This is a genomic window from Halomonas sp. BC04 (assembly GCF_000568385.1).
This window is the reverse complement of record NZ_AZQX01000393.1, coordinates 1-12039: the sequence shown is the minus strand read 5'-3', so window position 1 is coordinate 12039 and position 12039 is coordinate 1. Positions and strand designations below refer to the sequence as shown.

Sequence of the window (12039 nt, the reverse complement as noted above, 5' to 3'; positions counted from 1 at the left end):
GGTCGGTGTGGTAGTCGGCGCGCATCACCTCGCACAGCAGCGCGGCGGCGGCCAGCTCGAGGGTCGGCGCGGGATCCGGGCTGGACTCCGGCTCGGCAAGGGCTTCCTGAAAGAACCGCGCGATGCTGGCAAGCATATCGAACTCCCGACGGTATTCGGACATCAGACAGGCGCTGGGATGTCAGCGTTCAATACCCCATCACTCCCGGCAGCCAGGTGACGAGACCCGGCAGGGCGATCAGGATCAGGATGGTCGCCAGGATCGGGATTAGAAATGGCAGTATCGAAATCACGATCTGGGAATAGCGCAGCCGCGTGATACCCACCATCAGGAACAGCACCGTGCCGAATGGCGGCGTGATGACCCCCACCGAAAGGGTGATGACCATGACGATGCCGAAGTGGATCGGATCCAGACCGGCGGCCAGCGCCGCCGGCACCACAATCGGCGTGAAGATGAGAATACTCTCGATCACCGACATGAAGCAGCCCACCACCAGGAAGAACAGTGCGAAGGCGAGCAGCAGCAGGATCGTCGGCATGTCGACGCCCGCCACCTGGCCGGCCAGGGCCTGGGGGATACCGATGCGAACCAGAATCCAGCCGTAGAAGCTGGAGACCGCGATGATCAGCAGAATGGCGGCGCTGAACATCAGGGTACGAATGAAGGAGGCATAGAGGTCACGAAGCTTGAGGTCACGATAGACCAGCGTGCCCAGGATGACCGCATAGAGCGAGGCCACGGCCCCCGCCTCGGTGGGCGTGAAGAAACCGGTCCAGATGCCGCCGACGATGATCGCCGGCATCATCAGTGGCAATATGGCCCGCTTGCCGGTGCGCAGGACCTCCTTGCCATCGAACGGCGTCGCCGGAGGCATGGCGACCCGCTTGCCGGCACCCAGCACCAGCGTCATCCCCATCAGCAGCAGTGCCATGAGCATGCCGGGCACCAGCCCCGCCATGAACAGGCGCCGATGCTGACATTGGCCAGCCAGCCGTAGACCACCAGCGCAATGCTGGGCGGCAGAATGGGGCCTATCACGCTGGATGCCGCCGTGATGCCCGCTGAATAGCCCAGATCGTAGCCCCGCTCCTTCATGGCCTTGATCTCGATGCTGCCTAGGCCGGCCGCATCGGCTACCGCCGTGCCGGACATGGTGGCAAAGATCGAGCTGGCCACCACATTGGCATGACCCAGTCCACCCTTTGTAAAGCCGACCAGTGCGGTAGCGAAGTCGAAAATGCGGGTGGTGGTGGAGCCGGTGTTCATGATGTTGGCCGCCAGGATGAACAGCGGAATCGCCAGCAGGGTGAAGTTGTTCAGCGTCTGCACCATGCGCAGCGAAAGCAGCTCCACCGGAAGCCCGCCGGCCCCGGTAACACCCAGCGCAATGAAGGAGGTGATACCGATTGCCACCACCACCGGCAGGCCAATGGCCATCAGCAACAGCAGGCCACCAACGAAAATCATCAGTTCCTGCATCAGTCCGCCTCCTGGGATGAACCCGCCACCGAGCTCCATTCGACCGGGCCCCGCAGTGCCTGCCAGCTAGCCAGCAGCGTCATGCCGGCGAAGCCGATGAATATCCCGTAATAGAGGTAGGTGAAACTGATGCCCAGGGAGACGGTGCGGTTATTGGCGCTGGCAATCGACATGGCAAGGGAGCCGTATGCCGCCAGGCCGAAGAAGCCTGCCGAAAGCAGGGCCACGAGCCGGTACTGGATATGCCGGGCCAGGGCACCCATCCGGTGACTGAACAGGTCAACCAGCAGGTGCTCGCCCCGCACCCAGGCAGAGAGTGAACCGAAGCCCACCGCGTAGATGGCCAGCAGTGTCGCGACCTCCTCCGTCCAGGGCATGCTTAGCCCGATGATGTCACGCACCACGATGGCGGCAACGATCAACACCAGTACCCCGGCCAACAGCATCACGCCCAGGGCGTCACAGATTCGCGTGATGACGCTGAGCAGGTGATAGGCCAGCCGGTCAACACCGCTGGCGGGAGGTGGGGATGTCGTCAAGATGGAGTCCTCCAGGCAGGAAACGCCAGCGGCGTCCCGAAGGGCGCCGCTGGCAAGGTCGGTCAGTAACGAGAGCGATCAGTCGTCGCTGGCACCACCCAGGCATCGTCCATCACCCCATCGGCCATCTCGGAGAGGATGCGCTCGATGGCAGGCAGACCGGCCTGGCGGAAGGGCTCGACATCCGGCTCGATGATGGTCATGCCAGCCTTTTCAAGCTCTTCGAGATAGTACTCGTCCAGCTCACGCTCCACGTCGGTGCCATGCTGGCGGGCAACATGAATGGCCTCGGTGATCAGCGCCTGATCCTCGGCATCCAGGCCCTCCCACCAGCGCTTGCTGGCCACCCAGTTCCAGGGGAACATGACGTGGCTGGTCATGATGATATGGTCCTGAACCTCCCACAACCGACGGGTGTAGGGCGAGGAAAGTGAGTTCTCGTGGCCATCCACCTGTCCCGTCTGCATGGCGAGATAGATCTCGGGGGCCGGAACGTTGACCACCTGGGCACCGATCTCCTCCCACACCTCGAGCCAAACCGGCAACGACGGCAGGCGCAGCCGGAAACCATCGAGATCATCCGGGCTGTGAATCGCCTTGTTGGCGGTCATCTGCCGCGGGCCACGATGCTGGGTCCCGAAATACTTGATGCCGCCCTTCTCCTCGGCGATCTCGACCAGCCGCTGGCCGGAAGGGCTCTCCATGTAGGCATCGACCTCGTCCCAGGTCGAGAACACGAAGGGCACCGTGATGGCGTCATACTCGGGAGCATACTGCTGCCGCCAGTTGCCACCGGTAATGGAGATCTGGGTCTGGCCCAGGTTGAGCAGTTCGAGGATCGCATTCTCACCGCCCAGCGAACCGGCCAGGAAGGGACGGACGTTGAAGCGTCCCGGCGCCTGCTCCTCCAGATATTCGGCAAAACGCTCGACGGCGGCGCTTTCGGAGCCGCCCTCGCTCATGGTGTTGTTGACCTGAATCTCGATGGCGCTGGCGGCGGCAAAGGGGGCGGCACTAAGCATTCCCAGCGCTGCCAATGAGCCAAGCAGTGACTTTCGCATCGTGCTCTCCTGACAATTATCGTTATTGAGGGCTTATCGTCGTGGTTTGATCTTGAAACAAGCGAAGGGCTGGCTCAAATCGGCTTTGATGAAGGCAGGCTTCGTCAATCACGATGGCTGCCGGGCGCCACACCATGCCACGGTTACTCTTACCAGACCGTACCTACACGACCAAAGACTAATACCAGAAGGCCCTTCATGGGCTGCCAATGATGTGGAGGCCTGCCACGACGGCCCATCACACTGAACGGAGCATTCATGATGCACGAAGCCACTCCCATTGCCTTCATCACCGGTGCGACCTCGGGGATCGGCCAGGCCTGTGCCCACCGCTTCGCCGCTGCCGGGTGGGGGCTGGTGCTCACCGGACGGCGGGAATCACGCCTGGAAGCGCTGCGCCTGGCACTCGGCGATAGGGTGCCGGTGCATATCGCGCCCCTGGATGTCACCGATCATCGCGCAATAGAAAAATTGGTGAACGACCTCCCGCCCCCTTTCGACAACATCCGCCTGCTACTCAACAACGCAGGGGTGGCACTGGGCAAGGGGCCGGCCCAGGAGGCCAGCCTGGACGACTGGCATGCCATGATCGATACCAATATCAAGGGTCTGGTCAGCGTGACCCGCCTGCTTCTGCCCAGGCTGATCGCCCACGGCGAAGGTGCCACGGTGATCAACATCGGCTCCATTGCCGGGCACACACCCTACCCCGGCGGTCACGTCTACGGTGCCTCGAAGGCGTTCGTCGAGCAGTTCAGCTACAACCTGCGCTGTGACCTGAGCGGTACCGGTGTGCGTGTCACCGACCTGGCACCCGGCATGACCGAGAGCGAATTCACCCTGGTTCGCATGAAGGGCGATCAGGACAAGGCCGATGGCTACTATGAGGCACCCGCGCGCTCCAGCCAATCGACGTGGCCGAGCAGGCCCTGCATATCGCCGAGCTCCCGCCCACGTCAACATCACGCGCCTCGAGGTCGCCCCGCTGTGCCAACAGTGGTCACCCTTCACCATCGTCCGCGACAGCTGAACCGGCTCAGGCAGGCGCAGTAAGATGGTCCACCAGGTGTCGCGCGATCACCGGGAGGCCATCGTACTGCCTGACGCCAATCACCAGTTCACGCCTGGCCCACTCATCGCTCAGGGGTATGCTGCACAGCTGCAGGTCTCGCAGGTCTCGATAGATGGTCTGCTCCGGCAGCACGCCGACCCCCATGCCATGGTGGATCATGCGGCAAATGGCATCGAAGCTGCGCACCTGAATGCGCATGCGCAGCGTCTTGCCCTCGCGACCTGCCTGCTCATGCAGCAGGGACTGCAGGGAGGTGTCCTGCTGAAGACCAATGAAATCGTACTCGGTGGCCTCGTGAAGCTGGATCGACTGCCGCTCAGCCAGCGGATGATCGCGCGATGTCATCAACACCAGCCTGTCACTGCGATAGGGCAGCAGCTGAAGGGTGTCGCAGGGTACGTGCCCGGCGAAGATGCCCACGTCGGTCAGGCCATCGCGAACGGCCGCTATCACTTCCGAGCTGATACGCTCCTGGAGGTCGATCTTGATCTCCGGGTAGAGGCGGGAGAAGGCGCTGAGGTCCTGAGGGAGAAAGGCGATGATGGCCGAGGTATTGGAGTGGATGCGCACATGCCCCCGGACTCCCTCTCCATATTCGCTCAACTCCGCTCGCAGGCGCTCGATATCCTCGAGAATCCGCCGGGCGTGATGCAGAAAGGCATGCCCGGCCGGCGTCAGCTCCACCCCCCGTGGCCTTCGGTAGAGCAGCGAGGTACCCACCAGCGACTCGAGATCGCTGATGCGCTTGCTCACCGCCGCCAGTGCCATGTGCTCTCGCTCTGCCGCTGCGGTGAGCCGTCCTTCATCGGCAATCGACACGAAGAGCTTGAGCGTCACGAAATCGAAGCGTCGCACGGCTTGGCATCCTCCGGGCCGGTCACAGGGCAATCAGGTAATCTTACGTCATGTCTTCGTCATGGACGAACCCTGTCTTCCCTTTTCCTGAATTGTTGCCACCGTTGGCGTATCGCATCCTGACTGGCATCCGCGCAAGGAGTGCTTACCATGACGAACCCACAAGACCGGCGCTTGCCACTTGAAGACTTGAAGGTTCTGGAGCTCGGCCAGCTGATCGCCGGTCCCTTTGCCACCAAGCTCCTCGGCGAATTCGGTGCCGACGTGATCAAGTTCGAGCCACCGGGCACCGGCGACCCGCTTCGCAAATGGCGAATGATCGAGGAGGATACCTCGCTCTGGTGGCACGTTCAGACCCGCAACAAGCGCTCCCTTTCGCTGGATCTGCGCAGCGAGGAAGGCCAGGCCCTGGTACGCCGTCTCGCCACCGAGGCCGACGTGCTGGTGGAGAACTTTCGCCCCGGCACCCTGGAGGGCTGGGGGCTGGGCTGGGATAAGCTCTCGGCCCTCAACCCGGCGCTGATCATGGTACGCGTCTCCGGCTACGGGCAGACCGGCCCCTACCGGGACAAGCCCGGTTTCGGCGTCATCGGCGAAGCCATGGGGGGCCTGCGCTACCTCACCGGTCATCCGGGCGAACCTCGGTGCGGGTGGGGGTCAGCATCGGTGACTCGCTCTCTGCCCTTTACGCCGTCATCGGCACCCTGCTGGCATTGCAGGAGCGCGCCCGCAGCGGGCTGGGCCAGGTCATCGACGTCGCCCTCTACGAATCGGTCTTCGCCATGATGGAGAGCCTGCTGCCGGAATATGACGCCAGTGGGGAAATTCGCCAGCCAGCGGCAGCGCCCTGCCCGGGATCACCCCCTCCAATGCCTATCGCTGTCGAAACGGCGACTATGTGCTCATTGCCGGCAACGGCGACAGCATCTTCAAGCGCCTGATGGGAGTGATCGACCGGGAGGACCTGGCCCGGGATACGGATCTCGCCCATAACGACGGACGCAGCCGGCATGCCGACCTCATCGACAGCGCGATCGAGGCATGGACCCAGGCACGCTCCCGCGACGAGATCATCGAAAAGCTGGAGGCCGCCCGGGTCCCCGTGGGCTACCCCTATACGGCAGCCGATATCGCCAGCGACCCCCACTACCTCGCCCGGGAGATGATACAGACCTTCGTCCGGCCCAACGGCAAGCCGCTCAAGGTACCCGGCGTACTCCCCAAGCTGAGTGCCACGCCCGGACGGCTCGGAAATGGCGGTCCCGCCTGGGACAGCACACCGACGAAGTATTGGACGAGCTGGGTATCGACGACGAGACCCGGGCCAAGTTGCGGCAGGCCGGCATCATCTGAACAAGCCACAGGAGGCTCCATGGCACGCCTACAGATCAACGAGGTAGCACCCCGAGACGGCTTGCAGATCGAAGCCGCCTTCGTCCCCACCGCAGACAAGATACGCCTGATCGATACCCTTTCGGCCACGGGACTGGCTCGCATCGAGGCGACATCGTTTACCTCGCCGAAGGCCATTCCTCAGCTGAAGGACGCCGAGGAGGTCGTACGCGGCATCCTGCGCCGGGAGGCGGTGGGCATCACCGTACTGGTGCCCAACCTGCGCGGCTGCGAACGTGCGCTCTCCTGCCAGGTGGATGAAATCAACCTGGTGATGTCGTCGAGCGACTCCCACGGCCTGGCCAACTTGCGCATGACACCGGCCGAGTCACTGGAGCGGTTCAGAACCATCCTCGAGTCCACCGCCGGTCGCGGCGTCTTCGTCAACGCCTCCCTCTCCACCGCCTTCGGCTGCCCCTTCGAGGGCGAGGTGCCCCCGGCACGCGTATACGAGCTGGTCGGGAAACTGATCGCTATCGGCGTCGACGGCATCACGCTGTGCGACACCACCGGCATGGCCAATCCGGCACAGGTAGAAAAGCTGTGCAAGGACGTGCTGGCTCGCTGGCCCGGGACGCCCTTCACGCTGCATTTCCACAATACCCGAGGCATGGGGCTGGCCAATGCCCTCGCCGCCTGGCAGGCCGGTATCACACGCTTCGATGCCTCGCTGGGCGGGCTGGGGGGCTGTCCTTACGCCCCCGGGGCCACCGGCAACGTCTGCACCGAGGACCTGGTGCACATGTTCGAACAGATGGGGGTCGATACCGGCGTCGACCTGGACGCCCTGCTGGCCGTATCGGCCACCCTGCCCRCCCTGGTAGGCCATGACACGCCCGGGCAGGTGGTCAAGGCGGGGAAGGCGGATCGCCGCTATCCCATGCCGAGCCGCTAGGGGACGGTCTCGCCGATCCCCTGCACCACATAATCCCGGGCCACGCCGATATGGTAGTCGACTGCCTCGCGGCAGCGTTCGGGATCCCCGCTGGCCAGGGCGTCGAGCAGCAGCCAATGGGACGTCGAGATACTGTCGGGGTCGGCATGGGTCTTGCCGATCAGGGCGATGCAGAGACGCAGCTCGTGGGTGATGTCATCGAACGCCTTGAGCAGGCGTCGATTACCGGAAAACGAGATCACCATGCGGTGGAAGACCAGGTCCTCCTCGATCTTGCGGCTCTCGCTGTCGCCGCTGGCGACCTCGCACATGACTTCCACCTGGTTGCGCAGCCTCTCCTCCTTGTCGGCATCGAAATTCTCCACCAGGCGCGCATGGCATGCCTCTCCAGGCACAGGCGGAGATCGAAGATGTCGTTGAGTTCGGCGGCATCCAGGGCGCGGACGAAGAAGCCTCGCCGGGGCTGGGACACGAGCAGTCCACGGCTTTCCAGCAGGCGCGCCGCCTCGCGTACCGGCGCGCGACTGACGCCCAGGTCGCGAGCCAACTGTACCTCGGACAAGCGTTCCCCGGGGGCAAACTTCTGGCCGATGATCGCCTGGGTGAGGTAATCGGCGACTTGCTCCACCAGGTTCCGCTGCTGAATGAACGTGGAATCACCTATCGCGTTGCTTGAAGACATGCTGACTAGGCTCTTGGAAGAGATGTTGAGCCTAGAGTATGACCCAAGCAGAGTATCTGTCGACCGTCGATTGCCGACTGTCGACAGCTTCGATTACCGCTGCTATGGTCAATAGGACTGCTCAAGAATGCCATCAACCTCTCGGCATCGATAAAACAAGACAGCAATGACAAAACAAGAAGGAACGCGATAATGATGATGAAGACACCGTTGGCCACCGCCATCGCCGCCTTGGCCTTTACTTCCACGTTCGCCCTCGCCGAGGAGCCCAGGTCCGGCGGCACCATCAACACCATCATCCAACCCGAACCACCGGGCCTGGTGCTGGGCATGGTCCAGAACGCACCGACCCGGGTCGTGGCCGGCAATATCTATGAGGGCCTGCTGCGCTACAGCACCGACCTGGAGCCACAACCGCAGCTGGCCGAATCCTGGGATGTCAGCGATGACGGCCTGACCTGGACCTTCCATCTGCGTGAAGGCGTACTCTGGCACGACGGCGAGCCGTTCACCGCCGCCGACGTGGTCTTCTCCGCTGACGTCTTCCACCGCGAGTTGAACCCCAGTGCCCGCGCCGTCCTCCAGCACGTCGAAAGCATCGAGGCGACAGACGATCATACGGTGGTCTTCACTCTCTCCGATCCCTTCGGTCCCTTCCTGCTCTCCTTCGAAGCCGGCACTTTCACGATGATCCCCAAGCATCTCTATGAAGGCACCGACTTCCGCGACAACGAACACAACAACCACCCCATCGGCACAGGGGCCTTCAAGTTCGAGAACTGGGACCGCGGCACCGTCATCCAGCTGATCCGCAATGACGACTACTACGAGGACGACCTGCCTTACCTGGACGGCATCAACTGGCACATCATCCCCGATGGTGCCTCCCGCGCCGTAGCGTATGAAAACGGCACCGTCGATGTACTGCCCAACGGCACCGTGGAAAATTTCGACATCCCGCGCCTGGCAGCCCTGGACAACACCTGCATCACCGACGAAGGCCACGAGTACTTCAGCCCCTTCGCCATGCTGTGGATGAACAACCGTGAAGGTCCCACTGCCGACAAGCGCTTCCGCCAGGCGGTGATGTATGCCATGGATCGCGAGTTCGCTCATGAAGTGCTGTGGAACGAACTCGGTAACGTGCCGCTTTCCGCCTTCGGTTCCAATGCCCGCTTCCAGAACGACGAGCTTGACCCCTACGACCACAACCCGGAACGCGCCCGTGAGCTGCTCGACGAGATGGGCTATGACGGCGAGGAAGTACGCCTGCTGCCGCTGCCCTACGGCGAGACCTGGACCCGCTGGGCTGAGGCAGTACAGCAGAACCTGCGCGAAGTGGGTGTCAACGTACGGACCCAGTCCACCGATGTGGGCGGCTGGAACCAGCGTCTCTCAGAGTGGGACTACGATCTAGCCTTCACCTTCCTCTACCAGTACGGCGATCCGGCCCTGGGCATCACGCGCTCCTACCTCTCGGACAACATCGAGAAGGGCTCGCCCTGGAACAACGTCGGGGGCTACGAGAACGAGCGGGTCGACGAGCTCTTCAACGCGGCCGCCACTGCCTTCCCCGATGAAGAGCGTGAAGCCCTCTACCACGAAGCCCAGGAAATCCTCCACGAGGACGTACCGGTGGGCTGGCTGATGGAGCTCGGCTTCCCGACCATCTACCGCTGTGACGTGAAGAACCTGATCACTTCCGGCGTAGGGGTCAACGACGGTTTCAAGGACGCCTGGCTCGACCGCTAGTTTGTTAGCCCACCAAGCGGGGGCGGCCTGGCCGCCCCCGCTGTTCCCGGTAAGCACTGATCGAAAGCACTGATCGATGGGCGACGTCCGAGCGCGACATGGATCAGGGCTTTCATCCGATTGTTGAGGCTCCCGCATGCTCTATGCACGCTTGATCCTGATGCGGCTGCTCAAGGCCGTCGTCGTCCTGTTCATGATCGTCATCTTCAATTTCTTCCTGATCCAGATGGCCCCCGGCGACCCCGCCGCTATCCTGGCCGGCGAGGCCGGCGCTACAGATCAGGAGTTCCTGCGCCAGCTACGCGAGCGCTTCGGCCTCGACCAGCCCCTCTATGTCCAGCTGTGGCGCTATGTCTCCGGCATCGCCATGCTCGATTTCGGTTTCTCCTATCGTCAGCAGATGCCGGTCCTGGATCTGATCCTGGCTCGCCTGCCCGCCACCCTTCTGCTCACCGGCACGGCCTTCGTCCTGTCGCTGGCACTCGGCATCCTGGCCGGTTCCATGGCGGCAGCCCGGGTCAAGAAGCCCTCCGGCTCGCTGATCATGCACTTGCCCTGATCTTCTACGCCACTCCGCTGTTCTGGGTGGCACTGATGGCAGTTCTGCTGTTCTCGGTCTATCTCGACTGGTTGCCCGCCTACGGCATGTACACCGTGGGGGCGGGGCTCGACGGCTTCGCCTGGTGCTCGACGTGGCCAAGCACCTGGTCCTGCCCGCCACCACCCTGGCGCTCTTCTTCATGGCCATTTATACCCGCATGACCCGTGCGTCCATGCTCGAGGCCAGCCAGCAGGACTATGTCAAGACCGCCCGCGCCAAGGGCCTCAGTCCACGGGTGATTCAGCGACGGCATATCCTGCGCAATGCCTTGCTTCCCATCATCACTCTCGCCGGCCTGCAGGCGGGCCAGATGGTGGGCGGCGCCATCCTCACCGAGACCGTGTTCGCCTGGCCCGGCATCGGCCGCCTGATGTACGAGGCATTGATGCAGCGCGACTACAACCTGCTGTTGGGCATCTTCTTCTTCTCCGCCGCCCTGGTCATCGTCTTCAACATCATCACCGACCTGGTCTATCGCCTGGCGGACCCGCGTATCAAGGAGGCTCATGAGCTTCTTCGCCCGTTTCGCCCAGAATCGGGGTGCCCTGATCGGCCTGATCATCCTGATGACGATCATCCTCATGGCCATACTCGCCCCCTTTCTCTATCCCGAATCCCCCTGGCGCATGGTCCAGCGCCCCTTCCTGGCACCCATGGAGGTGGAAGGCTTCCTGCTGGGTACCGACACCATGGGGCGTAACGTCGCCGCCGGCATCATGCACGGCGCATGGGTGTCGCTGCTGATCGGTCTCGTCTCGACGACCGTGGCACTGGCGATCGGTGTACCCCTGGGCGCCATTGCCGGCTACTACGGCGGGCTGATCGACGATGGGCTGATGCGTTTCACCGAGTTCTTCCAAACCATTCCCAACTTCGCCCTGGCCATCGTACTGGTAGCGATCATGCAGCCCAGCGTGACCTCCATCGTACTGGCCATCGCCATCGTCAGCTGGCCGCCGGTGGCTCGCCTGGTACGGGCCGAGTTCATGTCGCTGCGTAACCGCGAATATGTGGAAGCGGCCAGACTCGTGGGCCAGACCAACCGCACCATCATCCTGCGCCAGATCCTGCCCAACACCCTGTCGCCGATCATCGTGCTCGCCTCCCTGATGGTGGCCACCGCCATCCTGCTCGAGTCGGCGCTCTCCTTCCTGGGTCTCGGCGACCCCAACGTGATGTCCTGGGGCTACATGATCGGCGCCGCGCGGACCGTGATCCGCCAGGCCTGGTGGCTGAGCTTCTTCCCCGGTCTCGCCATCCTGCTGACGGTGCTGGCACTCAACCTGGTGGGCGAGGGTCTCGATGACGCCCTGAACCCGAAACTTTCCCGCGAACGCTCGTAAGCGCCGGACCGCCAAGAAGGAGAGTTCCATGAGTGAACCCGTACTGAGCATTCGCGGCCTGACCATCGCACTGCCCAAGGGCGCCGATCGCCCCTACGCCGTGGAGGATGTCAGCTACGACGTGGCACGCGGCGAGATCATGTGCGTGGTGGGTGAGTCCGGCTCGGGCAAGTCCATGGCGGCCAACGCCCTGATGGGCCTGCTGCCCAAGGGGGTGCGCCCCACCGCCGGCGAAGTGATCTTCGACGGCCAGGACCTGTTGACGCTGACCGAGAAACAGCACCGCAAGCTGCGCGGCCTGCACATCGGCATGATCTTCCAGGAGCCATGACGGCCCTGAACCCGCTCATGCGGTCGGTGCCAG

Annotated in this window: 7 protein-coding genes and 6 pseudogenes; 7 read left to right on the top strand and 6 right to left on the bottom strand. The window is 63.2% G+C overall.

Annotation, left to right across the window (positions count from 1 at the left end; translation table 11 throughout):
• Positions 1-188: 188 nt before the first annotated feature.
• The 3 genes and pseudogenes from Q427_RS26350 to Q427_RS26340 form a co-directional block, all read right to left on the bottom strand.
• A pseudogene (locus Q427_RS26350) lies at positions 189-1441 on the bottom strand (TRAP transporter large permease).
• Between the two features lie 41 nt (positions 1442-1482).
• A complete protein-coding gene (locus tag Q427_RS26345; protein WP_331280714.1) occupies positions 1483-2022 on the bottom strand; it encodes a TRAP transporter small permease in 540 nt (179 codons plus the stop codon).
• Positions 2023-2084: 62 nt separating this feature from the next.
• On the bottom strand, positions 2085-3083 hold the full coding sequence (locus Q427_RS26340) for a TRAP transporter substrate-binding protein (RefSeq protein ID WP_051496739.1): 999 nt from the start codon (positions 3081-3083) through the stop codon (positions 2085-2087).
• A 261-nt stretch (positions 3084-3344) separates the two neighbouring features.
• On the opposite strand from Q427_RS26340, the pseudogene Q427_RS26335 reads away from it, so the two are divergent.
• A pseudogene (locus Q427_RS26335) lies at positions 3345-4113 on the top strand (SDR family NAD(P)-dependent oxidoreductase).
• A gap of 6 nt (positions 4114-4119) precedes the next feature.
• On the opposite strand, the gene Q427_RS26330 reads toward Q427_RS26335, so the two are convergent.
• Positions 4120-5010, bottom strand: a complete 891-nt coding sequence (locus tag Q427_RS26330) for a LysR family transcriptional regulator (RefSeq protein ID WP_043518431.1) — start codon at positions 5008-5010, stop codon at positions 4120-4122.
• Positions 5011-5160: 150 nt separating this feature from the next.
• On the opposite strand from Q427_RS26330, the pseudogene Q427_RS36600 reads away from it, so the two are divergent.
• A pseudogene (locus Q427_RS36600) lies at positions 5161-6363 on the top strand (CaiB/BaiF CoA transferase family protein).
• A gap of 19 nt (positions 6364-6382) precedes the next feature.
• Positions 6383-7297, top strand: a complete 915-nt coding sequence (locus tag Q427_RS26320) for a hydroxymethylglutaryl-CoA lyase (RefSeq protein WP_043518429.1) — start codon at positions 6383-6385, stop codon at positions 7295-7297.
• On the opposite strand, the gene Q427_RS36595 is transcribed toward Q427_RS26320, so the two are convergent.
• Positions 7294-7662, bottom strand: a complete 369-nt coding sequence (locus Q427_RS36595) for an FCD domain-containing protein (protein WP_331280713.1) — start codon at positions 7660-7662, stop codon at positions 7294-7296. The two genes, Q427_RS26320 and Q427_RS36595, sit on opposite strands and share 4 nt — an antisense overlap.
• A 137-nt stretch (positions 7663-7799) precedes the next feature.
• A pseudogene (locus Q427_RS36590) lies at positions 7800-7979 on the bottom strand (GntR family transcriptional regulator); the annotation flags it as partial.
• Between the two features lie 198 nt (positions 7980-8177).
• Here Q427_RS36590 and Q427_RS26310 point away from each other — a divergent pair.
• The 4 genes and pseudogenes from Q427_RS26310 to Q427_RS26295 form a co-directional block, all read left to right on the top strand.
• A complete protein-coding gene (locus Q427_RS26310) occupies positions 8178-9731 on the top strand; it encodes an ABC transporter substrate-binding protein (RefSeq protein WP_043518436.1) in 1554 nt (517 codons plus the stop codon).
• A 136-nt stretch (positions 9732-9867) separates the two neighbouring features.
• Positions 9868-10837: pseudogene (locus Q427_RS26305) on the top strand (ABC transporter permease); the annotation flags it as partial.
• Position 10838: 1 nt separating this feature from the next.
• Positions 10839-11675, top strand: coding sequence for an ABC transporter permease (locus tag Q427_RS26300; RefSeq protein WP_043518427.1), 837 nt, complete (start codon positions 10839-10841; stop codon positions 11673-11675).
• A gap of 28 nt (positions 11676-11703) precedes the next feature.
• A pseudogene (locus tag Q427_RS26295) lies at positions 11704-12039 on the top strand (ATP-binding cassette domain-containing protein); the annotation flags it as partial.

Bases quoted from the DNA above. Each gene is read 5' to 3' on its own strand.
- Q427_RS26340 (WP_051496739.1), bottom strand. From the start codon at position 3,083: ATGCGAAAGTCACTGCTTGGCTCATTGGCAGCGCTGGGAATGCTTAGT.
- Q427_RS26310 (WP_043518436.1), top strand. From the start codon at position 8,178: ATGAAGACACCGTTGGCCACCGCCATCGCCGCCTTGGCCTTTACTTCC.
- Q427_RS26300 (WP_043518427.1), top strand. From the start codon at position 10,839: ATGAGCTTCTTCGCCCGTTTCGCCCAGAATCGGGGTGCCCTGATCGGC.